Raw genomic sequence first — 23437 nt, 5'->3', positions numbered from 1 at the left:
TGATGATGAAAGTCATATTAACCGGCATTCTAACAGCAGCATTCAGAGGGGCAATGATTTTGGGCAACCGATTACGACGATCGCCGCAAATGCTAAAAAAGGCGAGGGGATTACCAGCTGGCGGGCTTTGCCGCGCCGAGATTATCCAGCACGGCGCGCAGCGCCAGGCCGTCAGGAAAGTGGAGGTCCGGGGCGATCTCGAACAGCGGCCAGAGCATAAAGCCGCGGTTTTTCATATCGTAGTGCGGAACGGTCAGGCGCTCGCTGTTAATGGCCGCATCGCCAAACAGCATGATATCGAGATCGAGCGTGCGCGGTCCCCAGCGTTCGGCTTTGCGCACCCGCCCCTGCTGCAGCTCGATGCGCTGGGTGTGATCGAGCAGCGCTTCTGGCGCGAGTGAAGTTTCAAGGGCGACGGCGGCGTTGAGATAGTCCGGCTGATCCTGTGGGCCCAGCGGCGGCGTGCGGTAGAACGAAGAGACGGCGACCACGCGGCTGTGCGGAATATCGCCCAGGGCGTGGATAGCCGCCTGCACCTGCTCCAGTGGTGAAGCAAGGTTACTGCCAAGGGCGATATAGACCAGAGTCATGCGTTACCCTGGCGCGGCGCGCGCTTGCGCGGACGACGGTGGCGACGGCGGGGTGCCGGATCGTCCCCGAGGTCGTTGAGCATATCTTTTTGCGCTGGCGGCGCGGCGACTTGGAATTCGCCCCACCATTTGGTCAGGCGCTGCAGTTCGTGGTTGTTCTCGGCGCCGGCGCGCAGCTCCAGCAGGTCATAGGCGGCGCGGAATTTCGGATGCTCCATTAGCTTCCAGGCGCGTTTGCCCTGGCGACGGGACATGCGCAGCTGCAGCTGCCAGATATCACGAATAAGGGTGGTGATGCGCTTAGGGATCGCCAGCGTGCGGCAGGCTTCATCCAGCACATCATTCATCGCCAGGGCAAAGGCGTCGTAGTACGCCAGGCCGCTCTCCTGAGCGATTTTCTGCGCCGTCTCCAGCAGCGGATACCAGAACATCACCGCAAAGAGGAAGGCCGGATTGACGCGCATATCGTTATGAATGCGGGTATCGGTATTCTTCAGCACCTGGCTGATGATCCGCTCCATCGGGCTGTCGCCGCGCTCGGTAAAGTAGCGGGTGATGGTCGGGAACAGCGGCTGGAACAAGCTGTATTCCCGCAGCAGCATGTAGGTCTGGTAGCCATACCCGGCCTGCAGCAGCTTGAGCACCTCTTCGAACAGACGCGCCGGTGGCACATCGTGAAGCAGGGCGGCCAGGCGCGGCAGCGGTTCAGCCGTTTCCGGGCTGATGGTCATATTGAGCTTGGCGGCAAAGCGCACCGCGCGCAGCATGCGCACCGGATCCTCGCGATAGCGGGTTTCCGGATTGCCGATCAGGCGGATCACGCCGTCCTGCAGATCCTTCATGCCGCCGACATAGTCGCGGACGGTAAAGTCCGCCACGCTGTAATAGAGGCTGTTGATGGTGAAGTCGCGACGCTGGGCATCTTCCTCGATCGAGCCGAAGATGTTATCGCGCAGCAGCATGCCGTTCTGGCCTCGCTGGGAGGTGACGCGATCGGTGGTGTGCCCTTCGTGATGGCCACGGAAGGTGGCGACCTCAATGATTTCCGGCCCGAACATCACATGCGCCAGGCGGAAACGTCGCCCAACCAGACGGCAGTTACGGAACAGCTTGCGTACCTGATCCGGCGTGGCGTTGGTGGTGACGTCAAAATCTTTTGGCTTTTTGCCAAGCAGCAGGTCGCGGACGCCGCCGCCGACCAGCCAGGATTCGTAGCCCGCCTTGTTGAGGCGGTACATGACCTTGAGGGCGTTTTCACTGATATCTTTGCGGGAAATAGCATGCTGCTCACGCGGGATCACCGTCATAGGCGTTGGTTCGACGGCGGCTTCTGCCTCGCGCTCCTCACGGCTTAGCACCTTACGGCAAAAATTAGCGACTCGGGTAAAAATGGTGCACCTCGTAGTGTCAGACGGACTTCAGATCAACTGTACAGTGTAAAAATAGCGGCTAATCATAGCTCAGCGGGAGCCATTTGAGAATGCTCGATTTTCGCTGGCTGCCAGTTGGCGACGGCCTGGGCGAGTAAATCATCGATGCTCAGGGCCTGCCACTCCTCGGGGATCGCCTGATTCAGAAAGCGGAGCGCCCGGACGATTTCGGGGCGCGGATCGCCTTCCGGCAGCGCCGGCGCGTGGTTTTGTTTAGAGAGTTTATTGCCGTCAGCATTGAGGGCCAACGGCAGATGGAGGTAGTCCGGCGCCTGCCAGCCAAAATGCTGATACAGCGAAATCTGCCGCACCGTTGGCTCAATCAGGTCTGCGCCGCGGACGATCTCGGTGATCCCCTGAAAGTGGTCGTCGACCACCACCGCCAGGTTGTAGGCGAACAGCCCGTCGCGACGGTGGATAATGAAATCCTCTCGCGCCAGCGGCTCATTGGCGATGAGCGTGCCGCGCAGACGGTCGCTAAACTGCAGCACCGGGCGAGTCTGGCGCAGGCGCAGCGCGGCGTTTTCCGCCCCCAACCCCAGGTCGCGGCAGTGGCCGTCGTAGATCCCGCCGACGGCGTGGATCCGCGCGCGGGTGCAAGTGCAGTAATAGCTCAGCCCTTGCTCGCCCAGCCACGCCAGCGCCTCGCGGTAGGCCTCGTGCCGTTGCGACTGCCAGAGTACGTCGCCATCCCAGTGCAGACCGTAGTGGTCGAGCTGGCGCAGGATGGTATCGGCGGCCCCGGGGACTTCGCGCGGTGGGTCGATATCTTCAATACGAACGCGCCAGATACCGTGGTTCGCGCGGGCTTGCAGGTAGCTGCCGAGCGCGGCAATCAGAGAGCCGAAGTGGAGTTCACCGGAGGGGGAGGGAGCAAAGCGCCCTATATAGCGTGAGTCAGTCATGGTACGGACAACAGAACCAGGCGGGAGAGACTCCCGCCAGAGAGTGGGGCAGCAGGGGATTAGCCCGCCATCTGTTTTTCGCGAATTTCCGCCAGGGTTTTGCAGTCAATGCACAGATCCGCTGTCGGACGCGCTTCCAGACGGCGAATGCCGATCTCCACGCCGCAGGATTCGCAGTAGCCGAAGTCTTCGTCTTCAACTTTTTTCAGCGTTTTCTCGATCTTTTTGATCAGTTTACGTTCGCGGTCGCGGTTACGCAGTTCCAGGCTGAACTCTTCTTCCTGGGCGGCACGGTCTACCGGGTCCGGGAAGTTAGCTGCTTCATCCTGCATGTGCGATACGGTGCGATCCACTTCATCCCTGAGTTGATTACGCCATGCTTCAAGAATACGCTTGAAGTGCGCCAGCTGGGCTTCGTTCATATACTCTTCGCCCGGTTTCTCTTGGTACGGCTCCACCCCAGCGATGGCGAGAATACTCAGGGACGATGTTTTACGGTTTTGCCCTTCTTGCATGTTGCTTCTCCTTAACACGCACTATCGATCCCCATGTGGGGGAAAATCAGGCCGCTATAAATAGCAGATGCTTTTCCGGATAGCAATTATCTAAACGTTACACTTGACAACCCTGTGAAGAAAAGCGTATTCGCGCTTGCGACCCGAACACTATTTAGCCACTTATTTACCGGGGTTTAACACCACGGCGATCGGCTTATTCAGAGTCATCCTCGTCGTAGAAAGTTCCGCTTTCCAGGCGAGAATTTCCACCCCCTTGTCCTGGGCTTCTGTTAACAGCTGTGCGTATCTGGCATCAATATGATGCGCGGGAGAAAAACGGTCAATTGCCGAATGCAGGATGGCAAATAAAATCACCGCGCGGTCGCCATTTGCCGCGACGGCCATCAGCTCCCGCAGGTGCTTCTGGCCGCGCGTAGTCACCGCATCAGGAAAATAACCGTATTCTTTCTCCGCCAACGTAACCGATTTCACTTCAATATAGCAGTTTTGGCGATCATCTGCCTGTAACATAATATCGATACGGCTATTCTCTTCGCCATATTTCACTTCGCTTTTCAGCTGGTTATAGCCTGAAAGTTCAGGAATTATTCCGGCGGAAATCGCCTCTTTCGCCAGCGAATTTGCACGCAGCGTATTGACGCAAATAACGGCGCCCTGCTGCGTTTCAGTTAATTCCCAGGTATGGGCATATTTGCGCTTCACATTGTCTGAGGTGGAATACCAGACGGTGTCGCCCGGCGCGGCGCAGCCGGTCATCGCCCCGGTATTCGGGCAGTGGAGCGTCAGCTCGCGGCCATCGGGGGTGACCACGTCAGCAAGAAATCGTTTGTAACGTTTAAGCAAAATGGCGGGCTGCAACGGCGGATTAAACTGCATCAACTTTCCTTCTCAAACGGATAACGTTCCAGCGCCGTGTAGCGCGTGCGCCCGCGGCTAAAGCTGGACTCATACAGCACGAACTCGTTCACCGGAAACGTCCAGCGAAAGCCGGGGGCCGGGATCGGCACCGCCTGGCGAGCATCGCGCCACAGGGTAATATGCGGGTGAAACGGCTGCGGGCTCTGATAGCAGCCGCTGCGCGCCGCCTGAGCGCGCAACATGCTGGCGAGCTGCAGCAGGCCGCGCGGCGGCTGGCGGGTTCCGAGCCACACTACCCGCGAGCGTAGCCACTGTCCGGCATCGTCCAGCGTCAGGGTAAAGCCCGGCTGGCGCAGGCGGCTGGCGAGATCGGCTAGTGCCCGCTGTTTTTCCGCGCTCACCTCGCCGAGAAACGCCAGCGTCAGATGAAGATTATCCGCCGCGACGGGCCTGCCGGCATCTTCGGGGAAGTGCGTTGCCCGCCACTGGACAATCTGCTTCTGGACGGCAGACGGCAGTTCAAGCGCAAAAAACAGCCTTTTCGGCTCAGACATGATAGAGACTCGGTAATGAATTAGGGGGATGCTACAATGCGAGCCCTTGAATGTTAACCCCTGGAGCCTTTTGTGTCCTCATTGCCGGTTGCCGCTGTCCTCCCAGAACTGTTATCCGCCCTGCAGCATGCGCCGCAGGTTTTGCTCAACGCGCCGACCGGCGCCGGGAAGTCGACCTGGCTGCCACTGCAGATCCTCGCCGAGGGCAACATCGCGGGACGCATTATCCTGCTCGAGCCGAGGCGGCTGGCGGCGCGCAATGTCGCGCAGCGGCTGGCTGAACTGCTCGGCGAAAAACCGGGGGAAACCGTGGGTTACCGTATGCGCGCCGAAACCTGCGTCGGACCGCAGACCCGCCTGGAGGTGGTCACGGAGGGGATCCTGACGCGCATGATCCAGCGCGATCCCGAGCTGACGGGCGTGGGGCTGGTGATCCTCGATGAGTTTCACGAGCGCAGCCTGCAGGCGGATCTGGCGCTGGCCCTGCTGCTCGACGTACAGCAGGGGTTGCGTGACGATCTCAAGCTGCTGATTATGTCGGCGACCCTCGATAACGATCGCCTGCAGCGTCTGCTGCCTGAGGCGCCGGTGGTGGTTTCGGAGGGGCGCGCTTATCCGGTGGAGCGTCGCTTCAGCCCGCTCTCCGCGCACCAGCGTTTTGATGAGGCGGTGGCGGTCGCGGCGGCGGATCTCCTGCGGCAGGAACCGGGATCGATGCTGCTATTTCTGCCCGGCGTCGGCGAGATCCAGCGCGTTCAGGAACAGCTGACGGAGCGCGTGGCGGAAGATGTCATTCTCTGCCCGCTGTATGGCGCGTTGCCCTTAAGCGAACAGCGCAAAGCGATCCTCCCGGCGCCCGCCGGGAAGCGCAAAGTGGTGCTGGCTACCAATATTGCCGAGACCAGTCTGACCATCGAGGGGATCCGCCTGGTGGTCGACAGCGCCCAGGAGCGGGTCGCCCGCTTTGACCCGCGCACCGGCCTGACCCGGCTGGTGACGCAGCGCATCAGCCAGGCATCAATGACGCAGCGCGCCGGCCGCGCCGGTCGTCTCTCCCCGGGGATCTGCCTGCATTTGCTCGGCAAAGAACAGGCGGAACGGGCGGCGGCGCAGAGCGAACCGGAGATCCTGCACAGCGATCTGTCGGCGCTGTTGCTGGAGCTGCTGCAGTGGGGTTGCCACGATCCGGCCGCGCTGGCCTGGCTGGATCAGCCGCCGGCGGTGAACCTGGCCGCCGCGCGCCGCCTGCTGGAGACGCTGTCGGCGCTGGACGGCGAGCGGCTGTCGGCGTTTGGCCGCAAAATGGCAGCGCTAGGCAACGAGCCGCGGCTGGCGGCGATGCTGGCCGCCGCGCAGACCGATGACGAGGCGGCGACAGCGGCAAAGCTGGCGGCGATCCTCGAGGAGCCACCGCGCGGCGGACTGGTGGATTTGGGGGCCATCTTTTCCCGTCAGCAGGCCAACTGGCAGCAGCGAGCGCAGCAGCTGATGAAGCGCCTGGCCCGCCGCAGCGGCCAGCCCGATGCCGGGCGAATGGCGGGGCTGCTGGCGTCGGCCTTCGCCGATCGCATCGCCCGCCGCCGCGGTCAGGAGGGGCGCTACCAGCTGGCGAACGGCATGGGCGCGATGCTGGACGCCGACGACGCGCTGGGCCGTCATGAATGGCTTATCGCTCCGCTGCTGCTGCAGGGCAGCGCTTCGCCGGATGCCCGCATGCTGTTGGCTCTGCCGGTGGAAATCGGTGAGCTGATCGCCGCCCGCCCTGAACTGGCGCAACGTTCCGACACGGTGGAGTGGGATGAGGCCCAGGGGACGCTGAAAGCCTGGCGGCGGACGGTGATCGGCCAGTTGGTGATCAAGACCCAGCCGCTGGCGAAGCCCTCTGAGGCAGAGCTGCATCAGGCGATGCTCAACGGTATTCGTGAGAAAGGCCTCGGGGTGCTCAACTGGACGCCAGAGGCTGAGCAGCTGCGCCTGCGGTTGCACTGTGCGGCGCAGTGGCTGCCGGAAGAGGCATGGCCCGCGGTGGATGACGCTTCGCTACTGGCCTCGCTGGAGGCATGGCTGTTGCCGCAGATGAACGGCGTCCATTCCCTGCGGGCGCTGAAGGCGCTGGATCTGCGTCAGGCGCTACAGGACTGGCTGCCGTGGCCGCTGCGCCAGAAGCTGGATCGCGAACTGCCGACACACTATACCGTGCCGACCGGCAGCCGCCTGGCGATCCGCTACCATGCGGAAAACCCGCCGGCGCTGGCGGTGCGTATGCAGGAGATGTTCGGCGAGGCCACGAACCCGGTTATCGCCGAGGGGCGAGTGCCGCTGGTGCTGGAGCTGCTGTCGCCCGCCCAGCGTCCACTGCAGATCACCCGCGATCTGAGCGCCTTCTGGCAAGGGAGCTACCGTGAGGTGCAGAAAGAGATGAAGGGACGCTATCCGAAGCACGTCTGGCCGGACGATCCGGCCAACGCCGCCCCGACCCGCCGCAGCAAAAAATATTCGTAGCCGCCGCTGCCGGGCGGGATCCTGCCCGGCCAGTCGGCTCGCAAACGCTAGACCATCTGCTGCCAGAGAAAAATGCCCCCGCCGGCCAGCGCCAGCCAGGGGCCGAAGGCCAGCGGCTGCTGCAGCGACTGCCGGGTCCACAGGCGCTGCAGCAGGGTCCACACCAGTCCGCAGGCCGAGGCGAGCAACAGCACCTGCGGCAGAACCTGCCAGCCGCACCAGGCGCCCAGCGCCGCCAGCAGCTTAAAATCGCCATAGCCCAGCGCCTCTTTCCCGGTCAGCAGACGGAACAGCCAGTAGACCGACCATAGCGCCAGATAACCGGCCATCGCCCCGGCGACCGCGTCCGGCAGGGCAATGTACACCTCGTTAAGATTGAACAGCAGGCCTGCCCACAGCAGGGGCAGGGTCAGGCGATCGGGCAGCAGCTGGGTCCGGGCGTCAATCCGCGCCAGTATCAGCAGGAACGAGAGCAGCACCAGGCCGCCCGCCAGCGGCAGGCCCGGCGCGAGCAAAGCTCCGGCGAGGATAAACAGCAGGCCGGTGGCCAGCTCGGTCAGCGGATAGCTCCACGCGATGGGGGCCTGACAGCAGCGGGCGCGACGGCCCAGCCAGAGAAAGCTGAGCAGCGGGATATTGTCCCGCCAGGCGATCGGCTGGCGGCACTGCGGGCAGGAGGAGCCCGGGGTGCTGAGGGTTATCCGCTCGTCGTCTGCGGTCTCGGTCAGCATGCGCGGCAGACGATAGATCACCACGTTGTAAAAGCTGCCCAGCGCCAGGCCGAACAGCAGCAGGAAGCCATACCAGACAAGGGGAAAGTGCAGCGATAATGCGGTTAATGTCGTCATTTTTTCTCCTGTTGTCGCCAATTCCCCTGAATCTGCCACGGCGTCGGGCCCGGGGCGTTATTCGCTGCCGGGCGCGTGACCAGCAGCGCCAGCAGCGGCGGCATCCCCTGCCGGGACTGCAGCGTACCGCGAAAGAGATAGCGGCCATCGGGCGACAGAGTCCCCTGGCCGCTGAGGCTCAGCTGATGAGAGTCCTGACGGAGGGTCAGCGCCACGGCGCCGTCTGCCGTGCAGCGGAAGGTGCCATTGACCTGGGCCAGCTCCAGGCTGCCGACCGGGGAGTGCAGTCGGGCCTGCCGCCACAGTGCGCGTCCGGCGGTGATTTGCTGGCAGCGCCCGTCGCTAAAGCGCCCTTCGGTCAGACTGAAGGTGACCTCCCCCGCGGCGTTGACGGGCATGGTCGACATCAACCAGCGGCTGATCAGGCTGGCGGGCGCGGTGAGCCGCCCCTCCTGTAGGCGCAGATCGCGAAGGCCCCACAGCCGGGCCTGGCCCTCGACGCCGCGGGGATCGCTGAGCGCGATCTGCCAGCCAGCCAGGGTCAACGACCACGCCAGCCGCTCAAGCCGTTCGCCGTGCCAGTAGACCGGCTGCGCTGCGCCGCGCCAGATGCTGCCGCTGAGGTGGCCCACCTGAACGCCGGGCGGCAGCATGGGGGCCAGCAGGCGCGCCGGAGCCGTAGCGGTGAGCCACAACAGATAGAGGACCAGCAGCAGCCCACCGGCGATCGCTTTAGCTTTCATCGTCGCGCTCCAGCAGCAGATGGTTGACCGTGATCCAGCCCGGCCGCGACGGCTGCCCGGTTACGGACAGCGAAACCGCGTTGACGCCGCGCATCGCCGGGGCGTCCAGCCAGTCGATCAGCGCCTGGAAGGTACAGGGCTGAAGGGTGACCTGCAGACGTTTTCCCTGCGGCTGCAGGCGGGCGACGGTCAGCCCGTGGCTCGCCGCCTCGCGCATCACCAGTGCGGTGAGCGCCTCTTTTGCCACTGGCGTGGGTTGCTGCTTGAGCTGCTGCAGGCGCGGAGCCTGCTGCGTCATCCAGCGCAGGCTGGCCTGCTCTTTCACCAGGGTTTGCCGCCACTGCGCCTCGCGGGCTCGCCAGGGCTGCCACAGTCCATACCAGAGGGCGCATGCCGCCAGCAGCCCTGTCAGAACTAGCAGCAGGCGCTGCTCGGACGGTGTGCGCTGCCGCCACCAGATAAGCAGATTAGCCATCGATTTCCTCCAGCGTCAGTTGTCCTTCAATGCCATCCGGTTTCGTGATCATGTCGCCCGGCCGGACGCGAAACCGCGGCTGCGCCCGCTGGGTAAACTGCTCCAGCGCCCGGGAAGAGACCGCGGCGATTTCCAGCTGCAGACGGTTGCCCGCGGCATCCCAGCTCAGCGCCCGCAGACGGATCCCTGGCGTGTCGCTGAGGATGTTTTGCAAGGCGCTGAGGCGATCGACAAGGGGGGCGTGATGCGCCTGACGGGCCTGAGTCTGCAGGTGCTGCTGCATCTGCAGTCGCGGATTAATCACCTTTTTCTCCGCCGGAAACCAGTGGCGATAGAAGGCCCGGCTGGCCTGTTGCGCCGCCTCGGCCTGGCGCGCCAGATCGCGATGGTCCAGCACGCTGTTTGTCCCCACCAGCAGCGCCAGAGCCAGCGCAGCATACCGCGCCGGACGCCAGCTCGCCTGCGCCAGCCGCCGCCGACGGAGAGCGAACTCCCCCTGCAGTAGACTGAGCTTCAGCGCCGCCGGATGGCGTGCGGCGAGGGCCAGCAGCATCTGCGCAGGCTGCGCGCGCCACTCTCCCGGCGCCGCGGGCGGCGGCGAATAGCTGTCGATGACGTGCTCTTCCGCCTCGCTCTGCAGCAGCTCCGCCAGCCAGGGGCTTTCCGCCGCCATGCCGCTCCACGGCTGGTGGCGGATCAGCCACTGCTCGTCTACCTGCACCGCGCTCCACGCCGGTGGATGCCAGGGCAGGGCCAGCACGTCGGGCGTCAACGCCAGGGGCCTTAAGGAGAGCGACTCGCAGCGGGCCAGCCAGTCGTGCATTTTTTGCCGCTGTACGGCGACGATCTCACACTGGGCCTGCTGGCGGTGGAGCAGAGCAAAATGAGTGGCTTCGACATCGTCGGCCAGTTGCTCTTCCAGCAGAAACGGGGCCACCTGCAGCGGCGGTTTACGCAAGCCCGCCGGCAGGGTGAGCGAGTGAAACGCGCAGTCGCTGGCCGGGATTAGCACCCAGGCGGGGTAGTGCGCCGCCAGCGCCGGGAAAGGGCTGGCGTCGTCAGCCGGCCACCGGCCGCTGGCCTCGTGGTGCGGCTCGCCGGGGGCAAAGAGTTGCCAGTGCAGCGGCGCCTGCGCAGCGGCGAGGCGCACGATCAGCATGGCCTGGGGAGAAGCGTTAATCTTATTCATCGACCACCATAGAGAGTCCATATCGCCGCTGGACGACGGTAAAGGTGCGCCCCGATTGTTGCAGGACGCTGTGCAGCTGAAAGCGGAGATTGCCGGTCACCACGGTAAAGGCGGCGATAAAGCGTGTGCTGTGCACCGTCAGCCAGGGACGGGCAAGCGTGGTATCGGTTTTCTGCAGCGTCGGCTGCGCGAGAAAGGCGGCGACGCTGCTCCACCCGGTTCGCGGGCGGTTGTGCAGCAGCTGTTGCGCCTCCTGCAGCGTCAGATCGCCGGGAAAGAGGGCCACCAGCAGGGCGGCCTGGGAGGGGCGCAGGGTGTTGATATTGACCTGCAGCGCGTCATCCGGCTGGACGCAGACGAAGGGGAGCAGGCGCTGATAGAGCGCGGCGTCCATACCGGCCAGCAGGCGCAGCTCGCTGACATCCTGCATCGGCTGGTTGGCGGCGAGATAGCCCGGGGTTTGCGCCATATAGACCTCGTCCTCCGCCCCGTTCAGCCGCGGCTGGCCGTCGCTGTCCGTCCAGTCGCCGAGGGCGGCGGCGATCTGGCTGGCGCGCAGCGGCGGCTCGCCGAGCAGCACCAGCAGCCGAACGAAGACGTCGGTCGGGTAGGGCGTTCCGTCGCCAGCCTCGTCCGCGCGATGGTCAATAGCATTGAGGTTGAAGCAGGCGTGCCCGTCGCGGATCGTGGCGTGGATTTCGCCATCGTCGAGGGTAAAACGGCGCCCCTCCTGCGCCCAGGTTTGCGCCAGGTTCGTTTGACTGGGTGAGTCCAGCGCATCGCGTTGCAGCAGCGCGGCGGCCATATTTTCCGCCGCCAGGGCGTACCATCTGGCCTGCAAATTATCGAGGGTCACGGCGGTATGTTGATACATGACTGCGGTGCGTTCGGTCATGGCGCTGGCGAGGATCATCATCAGGGCGAGGATGAACAGCACCATCAGGAGCGCGACGCCGCGTTGCCGATTTTTCACTGGCTGCCTCCTGGGGTAAGTAAAAACAGGCGGGTTATCTCCCCGCTTTTCGCCAGCGTCAGGGTGATCTCCAGCCCCTGGGGCAGCGTCTGTGAGCGGTCCCAGGTCTCCTGCCAGCGCCCGTCGGCGTAAAACCGCAGGCGAAACGTCGTCACCTCGCGCAGCAGCACCCGGACCGTCGGCTGGCTGCCGGTCAGCGGATCCTGTTGATCGAAGCTCAGCCGTTCAAGCTGCTGCTGGCGCAGACGGTAGCTGACGTTCTGGATCTCCGAGCGCGGCAGGATCCCCAGCGGATTTGGCCAGCCGCTGCGGCTGAAGGCCAGCCCCCAGTCGTCGCTCTGCAACTGGAAGCGTCCGGCGAAGAAAAGCGTGTCGCTGTTTCTGGCGCGACGAGGAATGATGTGGGTGACATCGTCGGCGATCTGGCGAAAAGCGCGCTGAAGGGCGGCGATCTGCTGGCTCTTCTCGCGGGTCAGGCCATCGGCGCGGATGACGTTCTGCAGCACCATCACGGCAGCGGCGCTGAGGACGGCGAGGATAGCCAGCGCCAGCAGCGTTTCGATCAGGGTGAAACCGCGCATCCTGGTGATCATGGCGCTGTCACCCAGGTGCGCAGGGTCGCCAGCGGCGCGGGATCGCTTTTTTGCCGTCGGACCTCCACGTCCAGTGCCCGCAATTGCGGCAGCGCGGTTTCCACCCCTTGCCAGCGAACGAACCAGCGCGTCCCGGCGGCCTCCACGGTGGTTTCGGACCAGCTAAGAGCAGGCCAGCGTTTCTCCAGCCGCAGCTGCACCAGCTGATTATCCGCCAGCCAGCTGGCGAGGATTTTTTCTTCCATACGCCCAAGCTGGCGCGTCTGCTGCAGGGTGGACTGCATCACCGCCAGGCCGGCGAGGGCGAAAATCACCAGCGCGACCATCACTTCGATAAGCGTCATCCCGGCCTCGCGTTTCATGGCTGCTCCCGCGCCGCCAGCGGCTGGCTGTCGCCCTGGGCGTCGACGTTGATGCCCGTCGCGGCGTCAATCCGCAGCTGAAACGGCGTGACTTCGCCGCCGGGAAAGATGATCACGTCGGGCTGCTCGCCCGGATCCCACGCCTGGCCATCGGGAAAGCGCAGCGTCAGCCTGGCCCGCGGGAGGCTTTCCGCTGTGGCGACGCGCCCGGCCTGCAGCGGCAGCCACTGCGCGTTGCCCCAGCGGTCGTCCATTGCCGCCGGAGCGCCTTCGTCGGCAGGCTGCAGGCGCATAAACTGCCAGCGGTCAGGGTGGATGACGATCCCGAAGAGCTGGCCGGTTTGCTGCCCGCGCTCGCGGACAAAATCCAGCTGCGCCTGAAAGCGCGCCAGGATCTGCGTAGCCTCCTGGGTACGGTCGGAGGGAAACGCCAGCAGCACCATGCTGGCGCTGACGCCGATCAGCAGCAGGACCAGCATCATTTCCAGGAGGGTGAAACCACGCTGAGACACTATTTCTTCCCAAGGGTCCAGTTGCCGATGTCGTCATTGGTGTCGGGCATCCCGTCCGGGCCGACGCTGAAGACGTCGATGGCGCCATGCTGACCGGGGCTCAACAACTGATACTCATTTCCCCACGGGTCCTGCGGCAGACGGCGGATATAGCCGCCTTCCGGATAATTGCGCGCGTGCGGCTCGACGGTCGGGGCGGTCACCAGCGCCTGTAACCCCTGCTCGGTGTTCGGATAGCGGCTGTTGTCGAGTTTATACATATCCAGCGCCCCCTCGAGCGCCACCAGATCGCTGACCACCTTCTGGCGATCTGCTTTCTCTTTGTTACCCATCAGGTTAGGTACCACCAGGCTGGCGAGAATGCCGAGAATGACGATCACCACCATAATTTCCAGTAACGTGAAACCGCGTTGCCGTTGCATAGTTTTCTCCATTAATACAGTTACATACTCATAAGGGTGTTCAGTTGCAGGATCGGCTGCAGGATGGCCAGCACGATAAACAGCACCATGCCGGCCATGGTGACCACCAGCAGGGGTTCAAACAGACTGAGGGCCATCTGGATCTGCGCGCTCAGCTCCCGGTCCTGGTTCTCCGCCGCGCGCTCCAGCATCGCTGTCAGCTCACCGCTCTGCTCGCCGCTGGCGATCATGTAGCGCATCATTGGGGGAAACAGGGCGGTGGCCTCCAGCGCGCGATGCAGGCTGACGCCTTCGCGTACCGATTCGCTGGCTGCGTGCCCAGGCGTTGCTGAGGACGTCGGCGCTGATGCGCATCGACAGCAGCAGCGGCACCGCGCTGGCATTGAGAATGCTTAAGGTGCGGGCGTAGCGCGCGCTGTTCACGCTGCGCGCCACGCGTCCGATGACCGGCAGGCGCAGCAGCGCCCGGTCCCAGGCGAGCCGCCGGGCGGGCTGGCGCAGCAGATAGCGCAACGCCAGCAGCGCCAGCAGCGACAGCAGCACCAGCCAGGGCCCCGCGCTGCGTACGATATCGCTCAGGCTCATCAGCAGCCGGGTGGAGAAGGGCAGGGCCTGTTTCAGATGGACAAACTGCTCAACGACTTTCGGCACCACGGTGGAGAGCAGAATGGCGATCACGCTGATGGCGACCAGCGTCAGCACGATGGGGTAGATCATCGCCTGCAGCAGGCGAGAGCGAAGCTGCTGGCGCTGCTCGGTATAATCCGCCAGCCGGTTAAGCACGCCGTCGAGATGGCCGGAGGTTTCGCCAGCCGCCACCATGGCGCAGAACAGGCCGTCGAAGCAGGCGGGATAGCCGCGCATCGCCTCCGCCAGCGAGTGGCCTTCGAGTACTTTGCCGCGTACCCCGGCCATTAACGTTCTCAGCGCCGCCTTTTCGCACTGCTGGGCGACGGCATCGAGCGCCTTTTCCAGCGGGATCCCGGCGGCGACCAGGGTGGCCAGCTGGCGGGTGAGCAGGGCTAAATCACCGGCGCTGGTGCGCCGGATGAGGGAGCCGCCGCCCCACAGCTGGCGCGCAGGATTGGCGGCCGTCAGCTCCAGCGCCAGCCAGCCCTTGTCGCGCAGCAGCTGGCGGGCGTGGCGGGCGGAGTCGGCCTGCTGAACGCCGCGGCGGGTTTTGCCTTGCGCGTCCAGCGCCTGATAGCGAAACAGGGCCATCTCAGTCGTTTTCCGCCGTTTGCTGTTCGGTGACCCGCATCACCTCCTCCCAGCTGGTGATCCCCGCCAGCGCTTTGTCGCGCCCGGCATGGCGCAGGGTCTGCCAGGCTGGCCCCAGCTGCTGGATCAGGGTGATCTCGTTCTCGCCGCGGTGGATGGCGGCACGCACGCGATCGTCGATTAGCAGCAGCTCATGAATGCCGGTACGCCCGCGATAGCCGGTGAAATTACACTGGGCGCAGCCTGTTGGCTGCCACAGCGGCGTGCCGGTCGGGACCGCCATCTGCCGGGCGGTGTCGGCATCCGCCTGCCTGGGCTGACGACAGTGCGGGCACAGTTGGCGCACCAGCCGCTGCGACATTACCGCCAGCAGCGATGTGGAGAGTAAAAAAGGCTCCACGCCCATATCCTGCAGACGGGAAATGGCGCCCAGCGCGCTATTGGTGTGCAGGGTCGACAGCACCAGGTGCCCGGTCAGCGAGGCCTGAACGGCGATCTGGGCGGTTTCGCCATCGCGGATTTCCCCTACCAGCACCACGTCGGGGTCCTGACGCAGTATGGCGCGCAGACCGCGGGCGAAGGTCATCTCGACTTTGGCGTTGACCTGGGTCTGGCCGATGCCCTCCAGCTCATACTCCACCGGATCTTCAATGGTCATAATATTGCGCTCGCGGGCGTCGAGGCGGCTGAGAGCGGCGTAGAGCGTCGTGCTTTTCCCGGATCCGGTCGGGCCGGTGACCAGGATGATGCCGTGCGGGCGGGCGATTAGCGCATCGACCCGATCGAGCAGGGCGGGCGGCATGCCCAGCGTCAGCAGATCCAGGTTGACGCTGTTTTTGTCCAGCAGGCGGAGCACCACGCGTTCGCCGTGGCTGGAGGGCAGAGTGGAGACGCGCACGTCGATCGCCCGCCCGCCGATGCGCAGCGCCATGCGGCCATCCTGAGGGACCCGCTTTTCGGCAATGTCCAGGCTGGCCATCACCTTGATGCGCGAAATTAACAGCGCGGCCAGCCGCCGCTGCGGGCGCAGAATTTCGCGCAGTACGCCGTCGACGCGAAAGCGGATCTGCAGATGGCGCTCGTAGGTTTCGATATGGATATCGGAGGCTTTTTCTTTGATGGCCTCGGTGAGCATGGCGTTGATCAGGCGGATGATCGGCGCGTCGTCCTCGCTGTCGAGCAGATCGTCGGTGTCCGGTAGCTCTTCGGCGAGGGTATAGAGGTCAAGTTCATTGCCGATGTCGGCCATCATGCGGTGCGCTTCCGCCGAGTCGCGCTGATAGCTGAGCACCAGCACTTTCTCGAATGCCTCTGGCGTTAAACGGCTGACGCGCATCGGGCCGTCCGCCAGGCGGCGCGCTTCCAGCAGCGCCCGGGCGGCGGTATCGGGGCGGCACAGCGCTTCGCACCGTGCGCCGTCGCTGAGCAGCACAAGATGGTGCGCGCGGGCCCAGGCAAAAGGCAGCAGCGGACGGCGTTCGGCGGCTGGCGTCATGGGCGGCCTCCGAGGTTAAAGGCGTCAATGGCGGCGCTGACCTGGCGGAAAGCCTGGGTCTCCTGCTGCGGATAGATGTGCAGCAGGTCATTGCTGAGCGAGGCTTCGTTGCTGTCCTTACCCCGCTGTTTGGTTTGCGCATTGTTGAAGGCGGTGTACTGGCCGGAAGAGGCCTGGCGGTACTCATCGCGATCGCGAATGATCGTCGGGCGGATAAATAACATCAGATTGCGTTTCGACACTTTCTTGCTGTCGGAGCGGAACAGGGCGCCGATCAGCGGGATGTCGCCGAGCAGCGGCACTTTGTCGGCGGTATCGGTGACGCTTTTATCCAGCAACCCGCCAACCACCACCGTTTCGCCACTGCCGACCAGTACGGCGTTATTCACCGTCCGGGTATTGAAGGTCGCGCCAAGATCGCTGCTGGTGCTGGAGGCCGAATCGGCGACGCTCGATACTTCCTGCTCAATCTCCAGCAGTACGGCATCGCCTTCGTTAATCTGCGGCTTCACCTTCAGCTTAATGCCCACGGTTTTGCGTTCGACGGTATTGAAGATGTTGTCGCCGGAGGTGGTTTGTGAGCCGGTTAATACCGGAACTTCCTGGCCGACGTTAAAGGTGGCTTGCATATTGTCGAGGGTGACGATGCTGGGGGTGGCCAGAATATCGTTTTTGGTACTGCTGGAGAGGGCGGTGAGCAGCATCGCCCAGTTCCCCTGATAGAAGCCGGCGGCGATACCGTTAAACGAGCCGAGGGCGCTGGCCAGCGAGCTGCTGATGGTACCGTCTTTGTTGTACTGATTGGCGCCGGCGATAGCCGTCGATATTGGTAAACCGCTGTTGGTGAACTGCGTCATGCCGGCGTTCTTATTGGCCCACTGAATACCGAGGTTAAGGCCATCGGCATCCTGCACTTCGGCGATAATCGCCTCCACCAGCACCTGCGGGCGGCGGATATCCAGCTGGGCGATCACCCGCTCCAGATCGTTCATCACGTCCGGCGCCGCGGTGACGATCAGGGCGTTGGTCTGGCCGTGGGCTTTAATAATGATGTTTTTGTCGATCGCGGCTACCGGTTTGGCGCTTTGCTTATCGCTCTGCAGCGAGCTGCTGATCCCGGTCAGAACTTCCACCAGATCGGCGGCTTTGGCGTACTTCAGGTAGATCACTTTGGTATTGCCCTGTACCGCCTGCTGGCGGTCGAGCTGTTTGATCATGGCGATGATGCGCTGGCGCGAGTTCGGCTCGCCGCTCACCAGTACCGCGTTGGTGCGCTCATCGGCCACCACGTTCGCCACCATCGAGCCCGGCAACGCCGACTTACTGGTGTCTTTATTGAGTTCGGTAACCAGTTTGACCACCTCCGCAGCGGAGGCCCAGGAGAGAGGAACGGTCACCACGCTGCGATCCCCGGCGTTGTCAACACGCTCGACAATGGTCAGCAGGCGTTTAATCACCGCCGCGCGGCCGGTCATCAGCAGCACGTTGGAGGGCTCATAATGGACCACGCTGCCGGCGCCGGCGTTATCGTTCAACTGGCGGAGCAGCGGCGCCAGATCGCGGGCGGCGACGTTAGTCAGAGGTACCACCCGGGTGACAACCTCATCGCCTTCGCCCGGAGCGGCCGCGCTGGCGACCGGAACGGCCGAGGTTTTCGCATCTTTGGCACGCACCACTTTTAGCACGCCGTTATTCATATTAATCACGGCGAAACCATATACATCCAGCACGCTGAGGAAGAATTGATAATATTGGTCTTCATTGAGCATATCGTAACTGCGTACGGTGATGGTGCCGCGTACGCTGGGATCGATAATCACCGTTTTATTCAGGTTTTTGCTGACGGTATTGATAAATTCCTGAATATCGGTGCCTTTAAAACTGGCGGAAAATTCCTCTGCAATGGCCGGGCTAAATATCAGTGGTGTTAATATCAGCAGCACAGGCAGCATTTTCCGCAGGCCTTTCATGGTTGGCAATTATTCATCCCCCAGCGCGAAAGCGATATCGTGTCGTTGGCCTTCTCGCTCAACGGTTAGCGTTATTTCGGTCAGTTCGGCCAGGTGTTGCATCGCCTGTTGCGCTTGTTCCTGGTCGCGTAAATCAATGCCATTTAAGGCAATGGCTAAATCATTTTCCTGCAGGCCGGCCTGGCGAAACAGTGAGGCATCTTTGCCTGGGTTTAGGCGATAGCCTTGCAGTTTGTCGCCGCTGAGCACAGGCGAAATAGATAAATAAGTGAGGATATTTTGTGGCTGCTCGCGAAGTCGCTTCACGAGGGGAGGACTGGCCACTGCGGCGGCTGAGGGCGGCGCCGCGCGGCTGTCGTTAAATAATAAAATGGCCTCCTGGCGCCCCTGATAGTTGACGATAATCCGGTCGGGCAGAATGGCGGCGATCCGCGCATCATATCCTGGGGTGGTATCGCCGACGCTAAGGCTAACTTGCTGTTTTTCTTTCTCAATAATGGCAATAGACCGCGCAGGGTTGCTGCTGGCGAGCAGGCCGGTAAGGCGTAACTTCAGACTGGAAACGGGCACCTGGTTGAGGTTGGTGGCCTGGGCTGGCGCGGGAATATTTTTCGCTGCCAGGCCAAACAGGGTAAATACGGGGCGCACGCTTTTTAATTCCGTTTCTGCCACTGGGGAAGCGGTTAATGGCAGTGCGGAAATATCCTCAGGACTGACAGGGAATACGACCCGCCAGGTTAATTTCGCCAGCTGCGGGATAGCGGTTATTAATATGATGAGTGTCACAATTTGAGGTAATAATTTTATTATCCCTTTATTTATATTTGTTAACCCCATCACAGAAACTGGCATATTTATTCCTTTGCTAATTTATTTTTCTGCACGCTGGCGTAATACCCTACCGAAACAGGTAGGTGATTATTGGTTGTTGAATTATTTATTGCCGGAGAGTGGCGATAAACGTGGCGAATCATAATCAGTTTGCGGTTTCCGGTCGTCATTCCCTTTATTCATTTTCTCCCCCGGCTTCCTACGCCCCCCTCTCATTTTCAGGGGATGATTGCGCCTGGCAAAGCAAAAATATCTAATTAGCGCGCTGTAAAGATATTCATCCTTTCTTACCTTTTATAATTTAATAAGCATATTAGGGACTATCGAATGCTCAGATATACCTGTCATGCCCTATTTCTTGGATCGTTAGTATTATTGAGTGGCTGTGATAACAGCTCTTCCTCCTCTTCCTCTGGCTCACCTGGCGATCCAGGTACTCCCGGCACGCCCGACCCGCAGGATGTCGTCGTCCGTTTACCGGATGTCGCTGTCCCTGGCGAAGCGGTGCAAGCTTCCGCCAATCAGGCTGTCATTCATCTTGTCGATATTGCCGGTATTACCAGCAGTACGCCGGTCGACTATGCGACGAAAAACCTCTATTTATGGAACAACGAAACCTGTGACGCGCTGAGCGCGCCGGTGGGGGACTGGAATGATGTCAGTACCACGCCAACCGGCAGCGACAAATATGGCCCTTACTGGGTGATCCCGCTGACCAAAGAGAGCGGATGTATCAACGTTATCGTTCGCGATGGCACCGATAAGCTTATCGACAGCGATCTGCGTGTCTCCTTCAGTGATTTCACCGATCGCACGGTATCGGTTATCGCCGGCAACAGCGCGGTCTATGACTCCCGCGCCGACGCCTTCCGCGCCGCCTTTGGCGTGGCGCTGGCCGATGCGCACTGGGTCGATAAGACTACTCTGCTGTGGCCGGGTGGGGAAAATAAACCCATTGTGCGCCTCTATTACAGTCACAGCAGTAAAGTCGCTGCCGACAGTAACGGCGAATTTAGCGATAAATATGTCAAGCTGACCCCCACCACTGTCAGCCAGCAGGTAAGCATGCGCTTCCCGCATCTCGCCAGCTATCCAGCCTTTAAACTGCCGGATGATGTCAACGTCGATGAATTGCTGCAGGGCGAGACGGTGGCGATAGCCGCGGAAAGCGATGGGATCCTGAGCTCCGCTACCCAGGTGCAGACCGCCGGCGTGCTGGACGATACCTATGCCGCCGCTGCCGAGGCGCTGAGCTACGGCGCCCAGCTAACCGATAGTGGCGTGACCTTCCGCGTCTGGGCACCCACGGCGCAGCAGGTTGAGCTGGTGCTCTACAGCGCCGACAAGAAAGTGGTAGCCAGCCATCCAATGACCCGCGACAGCGCCTCCGGCGCCTGGTCCTGGCAGGGGGGAAGCGACCTGAAAGGCGCCTTCTACCGCTACGCGATGACGGTCTACCACCCGCAATCGCGCAAAGTTGAGCAGTATGAAGTAACCGATCCCTACGCCCACAGTTTGTCGACCAACTCGGAGTACAGCCAGGTGGTCGATCTCAACGACAGCGCGCTGAAGCCGGAAGGCTGGGACGGGCTGACGATGCCGCACGCGCAGAAAACTAAAGCCGATCTGGCGAAAATGACGATTCATGAATCGCACATTCGCGATCTCTCCGCCTGGGATCAAACCGTACCTGCCGAACTGCGCGGTAAGTATCTGGCGCTCACCGCCCAGGAGAGCAATATGGTTCAGCATCTGAAAAAGCTGTCGGATTCAGGGGTGACCCATATTGAACTGCTGCCGGTCTTCGATCTGGCGACGGTCAATGAGTTCAGCGACAAAGTCGCCGATATTCAGCAGCCGTTCAGCCGCCTGTGCGAGGTCAACAGCGCGGTGAAGAGCAGCGAGTTCGCGGGCTACTGTGACAGTGGTTCGACGGTCGAAGAAGTGCTGACTCAGCTGAAGCAGAACGACAGTAAGGATAATCCGCAGGTGCAGGCGTTGAACACGCTGGTGGCGCAGACCGACTCCTATAACTGGGGCTACGATCCGTTCCACTACACGGTACCGGAAGGATCGTATGCCACCGATCCGGAAGGCACGGCGCGCATTAAAGAGTTCCGCACCATGATTCAGGCTATCAAGCAGGATCTGGGAATGAACGTCATTATGGACGTGGTGTATAACCACACCAACGCCGCCGGCCCGACCGACCGCACCTCGGTGCTGGATAAGATCGTCCCCTGGTACTATCAGCGCCTGAATGAAACCACCGGCAGCGTGGAATCGGCCACCTGTTGCTCCGACTCGGCGCCAGAGCACCGGATGTTCGCCAAGCTTATCGCCGATTCACTGGCGGTATGGACCACCGATTATAAGATCGATGGCTTCCGCTTCGATCTGATGGGCTACCACCCGAAAGCGCAGATCCTCTCGGCCTGGGAGCGCATTAAAGCGCTGAACCCGGACATTTACTTCTTTGGTGAAGGCTGGGATTCCAACCAGAGCGATCGCTTTGAAATTGCCTCGCAAATCAATCTGAAAGGCACCGGGATCGGCACGTTCTCCGATCGTCTGCGCGACGCCGTGCGCGGCGGCGGGCCGTTCGATTCCGGCGATGCATTGCGCCAGAACCAGGGCGTGGGCAGCGGGGCCGGCGTTCTGCCGAATGAGCTGACCAGCATGACCGACGATCAGGCGCGCCATCTCGCCGATCTGACCCGTCTGGGCATGGCCGGTAACCTTGCCGACTTCGTGCTGATCGACAAAGACGGCGCGGTGAAGAGAGGCAGCGAGATTGACTATAACGGCGCGCCCGGCGGCTACGCGGCTGATCCGACGGAAGTCGTGAACTATGTGTCAAAACACGATAACCAGACGCTGTGGGACATGATCAGCTACAAAGCCGCTCAGGAGACGGATCTCGATACCCGCATCCGGATGCAGGCCGTGTCGCTGGCCACCGTGATGCTGGGCCAGGGGATCGCCTTTGACCAGCAGGGTTCGGAGCTGCTGCGCTCTAAATCTTTTACCCGCGATTCGTATGACTCTGGTGACTGGTTTAACCGCGTGGACTACTCCCTGCAGGATAATAACTACAACGTCGGTATGCCGCGCATCAGCGATGATGGCAGCAACTACGACATCATCGCTCGCGTGAAGGACTGGGTGGCAACCCCGGGAGAAGCCGAGCTTAAGCAGATGACCGCGTTTTATCAGGAGCTGACCGCGCTGCGTAAATCGTCCCCGCTGTTTACCCTTGGCGATGGCGCGACGGTGATGAAGCGCGTGGACTTCCGCAATACCGGCGCCGATCAGCAAACCGGTCTGCTGGTGATGACTATCGATGACGGGATGCAGGCTGGCGCTAGCCTGGACAGCCGCGTCGACGGCATTGTGGTGGCGATCAACGCCGCACCGGAAAGCCGGACGCTGCAGGACTTCACCGGTACATCGTTGCAGCTGAGCGCTATTCAGCAGGCGGCGGGCGACCGGTCGCTGGCCAGCGGCGTACAGGTTGCCGCTGATGGCTCGGTCACGTTGCCGGCCTGGTCGGTCGCCGTGCTCGAGTTGCCGCAGGGTGAGTCGCAGGGCGCTGGCCTGCCGGTGAGCAGTAAATAACATAACGTAGGGCGCCCGTCAGGGCGCCTCTGGCTGATGACAAACCTGTTTCGTTATTGTGCTCGCCTTTCTGCCGGGTGGCGGCTTTCGCCTTACCCGGCCTACGAAAGATTGCAATATCAAATAGTTATGCAGTTATCTATAGGCCCGCGCGAGCGTAGCGCCGCCGGGCAATTCCTGATGATTGCACTTTGTCAGCAGTCTGGGGTGTCCGTAAGGGCGCCTTCTCGTTATCGTGAGGGAACAGGAGACGGTTGTGATTGTTCGTGATGACAGTGAAAGAGGGATCCCCCCGCTGGTGGCGCATCAGCCGTCCACCGCGCTGGCGGACGCGCCGGTAAGCCGCGGCCGGATGGTACAGATCCCCGGCTGGATTATCCCGCTGTACGCCGGATTATTTATCGCGCTCGGCTGGTTTGGCGGCGAGCAGTGGCGTCACCCGGCACCGCCGCAAACGCTGCCCTTGCCGGTGGCGCATGCGGCGCTTCTGCCGTTAACCGCTGCCGGAGAGGCCGCGCCAAAGACGCCGCCGCCGGCGGCAAAAGCCAGCGCGCCCGTCGCGCCGGTGGTGGACAGCGATACGCTGCCGCCGCTGCGCTACACCGCCCATGTCTACGCCTCGTTAGCGGAAAAACGCAGCATTGTGTTAAACGGCAAAGCGTGGACCGAGGGCGATTCCCCGCTGCCCAATCTGGTGGTGGAGCAGATCCAGCAGGATGTGACGATCTTTAGCTTCAACGGCACGACCTTTACCCTCGCGGCGCTGGAGGACTGGCCCGGCGGGAAAATTGACGAGGAGCCGAAAGGCGAATAAGGGGCACGCGCAAT

Annotated in this window: 22 protein-coding genes and 1 pseudogene; 3 read left to right on the top strand and 20 right to left on the bottom strand. The window is 62.3% G+C overall.

What is annotated here, in order from left to right:
- Positions 1 to 110: 110 nt before the first annotated feature.
- From folK to thpR, 6 genes are all read right to left on the bottom strand, one after another.
- A complete protein-coding gene (gene folK / locus LGL98_RS20720) occupies positions 111 to 590 on the bottom strand; it encodes a 2-amino-4-hydroxy-6-hydroxymethyldihydropteridine diphosphokinase (RefSeq protein ID WP_136029016.1) in 480 nt (159 codons plus the stop codon).
- Complete coding sequence (gene pcnB, locus LGL98_RS20715) at positions 587 to 1981, bottom strand: polynucleotide adenylyltransferase PcnB (protein WP_071784135.1); 1395 nt, start codon at positions 1979 to 1981, stop codon at positions 587 to 589. Before pcnB ends, folK begins: the two co-directional genes overlap by 4 nt.
- Before the next feature lie 62 nt (positions 1982 to 2043).
- Entirely contained in the window at positions 2044 to 2925 is an 882-nt protein-coding gene (gluQRS, locus tag LGL98_RS20710; protein ID WP_136029018.1) for a tRNA glutamyl-Q(34) synthetase GluQRS, read from the bottom strand.
- A gap of 59 nt (positions 2926 to 2984) precedes the next feature.
- Positions 2985 to 3440, bottom strand: a complete 456-nt coding sequence (gene dksA, locus LGL98_RS20705; protein WP_002888845.1) for an RNA polymerase-binding protein DksA — start codon at positions 3438 to 3440, stop codon at positions 2985 to 2987.
- A 162-nt stretch (positions 3441 to 3602) separates the two neighbouring features.
- A complete protein-coding gene (gene sfsA, locus LGL98_RS20700; protein ID WP_136029020.1) occupies positions 3603 to 4319 on the bottom strand; it encodes a DNA/RNA nuclease SfsA in 717 nt (238 codons plus the stop codon).
- Positions 4319 to 4855 (bottom strand): RNA 2',3'-cyclic phosphodiesterase, encoded by a 537-nt coding sequence (gene thpR, locus LGL98_RS20695; protein ID WP_136029022.1) that lies wholly within the window; start codon positions 4853 to 4855, stop codon positions 4319 to 4321. The genes sfsA and thpR overlap by 1 nt, the downstream gene beginning before the upstream one ends.
- Before the next feature lie 72 nt (positions 4856 to 4927).
- Here thpR and hrpB point away from each other — a divergent pair, with 72 nt between their 5' ends.
- Complete coding sequence (gene hrpB, locus LGL98_RS20690; RefSeq protein ID WP_136029024.1) at positions 4928 to 7357, top strand: ATP-dependent helicase HrpB; 2430 nt, start codon at positions 4928 to 4930, stop codon at positions 7355 to 7357.
- A 47-nt stretch (positions 7358 to 7404) separates the two neighbouring features.
- Here hrpB and LGL98_RS20685 read toward each other — a convergent pair whose 3' ends face one another.
- The 14 genes and pseudogenes from LGL98_RS20685 to LGL98_RS20620 all read right to left on the bottom strand — a co-directional run bounded on the left by LGL98_RS20685 (position 7405) and on the right by LGL98_RS20620 (position 19134).
- Positions 7405 to 8205, bottom strand: coding sequence for a prepilin peptidase (locus LGL98_RS20685; RefSeq protein ID WP_136029026.1), 801 nt, complete (start codon positions 8203 to 8205; stop codon positions 7405 to 7407).
- Positions 8202 to 8948, bottom strand: a complete 747-nt coding sequence (locus LGL98_RS20680) for a type II secretion system protein N (protein WP_136029028.1) — start codon at positions 8946 to 8948, stop codon at positions 8202 to 8204. Before LGL98_RS20680 ends, LGL98_RS20685 begins: the two co-directional genes overlap by 4 nt.
- On the bottom strand, positions 8938 to 9423 hold the full coding sequence (locus LGL98_RS20675) for a type II secretion system protein M (protein WP_136029030.1): 486 nt from the start codon (positions 9421 to 9423) through the stop codon (positions 8938 to 8940). The genes LGL98_RS20680 and LGL98_RS20675 overlap by 11 nt, the downstream gene beginning before the upstream one ends.
- A complete protein-coding gene (gene gspL, locus LGL98_RS20670) occupies positions 9416 to 10612 on the bottom strand; it encodes a type II secretion system protein GspL (protein ID WP_136029032.1) in 1197 nt (398 codons plus the stop codon). Before gspL ends, LGL98_RS20675 begins: the two co-directional genes overlap by 8 nt.
- Positions 10605 to 11585, bottom strand: a complete 981-nt coding sequence (gene gspK, locus LGL98_RS20665; RefSeq protein WP_136029034.1) for a type II secretion system minor pseudopilin GspK — start codon at positions 11583 to 11585, stop codon at positions 10605 to 10607. The genes gspL and gspK overlap by 8 nt, the downstream gene beginning before the upstream one ends.
- A complete protein-coding gene (gene gspJ / locus LGL98_RS20660; protein WP_136029036.1) occupies positions 11582 to 12178 on the bottom strand; it encodes a type II secretion system minor pseudopilin GspJ in 597 nt (198 codons plus the stop codon). Before gspJ ends, gspK begins: the two co-directional genes overlap by 4 nt.
- Positions 12175 to 12540, bottom strand: a complete 366-nt coding sequence (gene gspI, locus LGL98_RS20655; RefSeq protein WP_136029038.1) for a type II secretion system minor pseudopilin GspI — start codon at positions 12538 to 12540, stop codon at positions 12175 to 12177. Before gspI ends, gspJ begins: the two co-directional genes overlap by 4 nt.
- The gene (gspH, locus tag LGL98_RS20650) at positions 12537 to 13052 is read right to left on the bottom strand and encodes a type II secretion system minor pseudopilin GspH (protein ID WP_136029040.1); all 516 of its coding nucleotides are present in this window, start codon (positions 13050 to 13052) and stop codon (positions 12537 to 12539) included. Before gspH ends, gspI begins: the two co-directional genes overlap by 4 nt.
- Entirely contained in the window at positions 13052 to 13474 is a 423-nt protein-coding gene (gspG, locus tag LGL98_RS20645; RefSeq protein WP_136029042.1) for a type II secretion system major pseudopilin GspG, read from the bottom strand. The genes gspH and gspG overlap by 1 nt, the downstream gene beginning before the upstream one ends.
- A 20-nt stretch (positions 13475 to 13494) precedes the next feature.
- A pseudogene (gspF, locus tag LGL98_RS20640) lies at positions 13495 to 14695 on the bottom strand (type II secretion system inner membrane protein GspF).
- A gap of 1 nt (position 14696) precedes the next feature.
- Positions 14697 to 16190, bottom strand: coding sequence for a type II secretion system ATPase GspE (gspE, locus tag LGL98_RS20635; protein WP_136029044.1), 1494 nt, complete (start codon positions 16188 to 16190; stop codon positions 14697 to 14699).
- Entirely contained in the window at positions 16187 to 18160 is a 1974-nt protein-coding gene (pulD, locus tag LGL98_RS20630) for a GspD family T2SS secretin variant PulD (protein ID WP_136029101.1), read from the bottom strand. Before pulD ends, gspE begins: the two co-directional genes overlap by 4 nt.
- A gap of 9 nt (positions 18161 to 18169) precedes the next feature.
- Positions 18170 to 19012 (bottom strand): type II secretion system protein GspC, encoded by an 843-nt coding sequence (gene gspC, locus LGL98_RS20625; RefSeq protein WP_136029046.1) that lies wholly within the window; start codon positions 19010 to 19012, stop codon positions 18170 to 18172.
- 2 nt (positions 19013 to 19014) lie between these two features.
- Positions 19015 to 19134, bottom strand: a complete 120-nt coding sequence (locus LGL98_RS20620) for a hypothetical protein (protein ID WP_168435180.1) — start codon at positions 19132 to 19134, stop codon at positions 19015 to 19017.
- 184 nt (positions 19135 to 19318) lie between these two features.
- On the opposite strand from LGL98_RS20620, the gene pulA reads away from it, so the two are divergent.
- A complete protein-coding gene (pulA, locus tag LGL98_RS20615) occupies positions 19319 to 22609 on the top strand; it encodes a pullulanase-type alpha-1,6-glucosidase (RefSeq protein ID WP_136029048.1) in 3291 nt (1096 codons plus the stop codon).
- Positions 22610 to 22865: 256 nt separating this feature from the next.
- Positions 22866 to 23423, top strand: coding sequence for a type II secretion system assembly factor GspB (gene gspB / locus LGL98_RS20610; protein ID WP_136029050.1), 558 nt, complete (start codon positions 22866 to 22868; stop codon positions 23421 to 23423).
- Positions 23424 to 23437 lie beyond the last annotated feature (14 nt).

Origin of the sequence: Klebsiella africana, from assembly GCF_020526085.1 — a bacterium.
GTDB classification, from domain to species: domain Bacteria; phylum Pseudomonadota; class Gammaproteobacteria; order Enterobacterales; family Enterobacteriaceae; genus Klebsiella; species Klebsiella africana.
Note: the sequence above shows the minus strand (reverse complement) of the source record. Positions and strands in the feature narration are given on the sequence as shown.

Excerpts from the sequence above, each read along its gene's own strand:
- gspI (WP_136029038.1), bottom strand. The coding sequence starts at position 12,540 with ATGAAACGCGAGGCCGGGATGACGCTTATCGAAGTGATGGTCGCGCTG.
- thpR (WP_136029022.1), bottom strand. The coding sequence starts at position 4,855 with ATGTCTGAGCCGAAAAGGCTGTTTTTTGCGCTTGAACTGCCGTCTGCC.
- LGL98_RS20680 (WP_136029028.1), bottom strand. The coding sequence starts at position 8,948 with ATGAAAGCTAAAGCGATCGCCGGTGGGCTGCTGCTGGTCCTCTATCTG.
- dksA (WP_002888845.1), bottom strand. The coding sequence starts at position 3,440 with ATGCAAGAAGGGCAAAACCGTAAAACATCGTCCCTGAGTATTCTCGCC.
- LGL98_RS20685 (WP_136029026.1), bottom strand. The coding sequence starts at position 8,205 with ATGACGACATTAACCGCATTATCGCTGCACTTTCCCCTTGTCTGGTAT.
- pulA (WP_136029048.1), top strand. The coding sequence starts at position 19,319 with ATGCTCAGATATACCTGTCATGCCCTATTTCTTGGATCGTTAGTATTA.
- gspG (WP_136029042.1), bottom strand. The coding sequence starts at position 13,474 with ATGCAACGGCAACGCGGTTTCACGTTACTGGAAATTATGGTGGTGATC.
- gspJ (WP_136029036.1), bottom strand. The coding sequence starts at position 12,178 with ATGATCACCAGGATGCGCGGTTTCACCCTGATCGAAACGCTGCTGGCG.
- gspC (WP_136029046.1), bottom strand. The coding sequence starts at position 19,012 with ATGCCAGTTTCTGTGATGGGGTTAACAAATATAAATAAAGGGATAATA.
- LGL98_RS20675 (WP_136029030.1), bottom strand. The coding sequence starts at position 9,423 with ATGGCTAATCTGCTTATCTGGTGGCGGCAGCGCACACCGTCCGAGCAG.
- folK (WP_136029016.1), bottom strand. The coding sequence starts at position 590 with ATGACTCTGGTCTATATCGCCCTTGGCAGTAACCTTGCTTCACCACTG.
- pulD (WP_136029101.1), bottom strand. The coding sequence starts at position 18,160 with ATGAAAGGCCTGCGGAAAATGCTGCCTGTGCTGCTGATATTAACACCA.
- gluQRS (WP_136029018.1), bottom strand. The coding sequence starts at position 2,925 with ATGACTGACTCACGCTATATAGGGCGCTTTGCTCCCTCCCCCTCCGGT.
- gspL (WP_136029032.1), bottom strand. The coding sequence starts at position 10,612 with ATGAATAAGATTAACGCTTCTCCCCAGGCCATGCTGATCGTGCGCCTC.
- LGL98_RS20620 (WP_168435180.1), bottom strand. The coding sequence starts at position 19,134 with ATGATTCGCCACGTTTATCGCCACTCTCCGGCAATAAATAATTCAACA.
- gspE (WP_136029044.1), bottom strand. The coding sequence starts at position 16,190 with ATGACGCCAGCCGCCGAACGCCGTCCGCTGCTGCCTTTTGCCTGGGCC.
- sfsA (WP_136029020.1), bottom strand. The coding sequence starts at position 4,319 with ATGCAGTTTAATCCGCCGTTGCAGCCCGCCATTTTGCTTAAACGTTAC.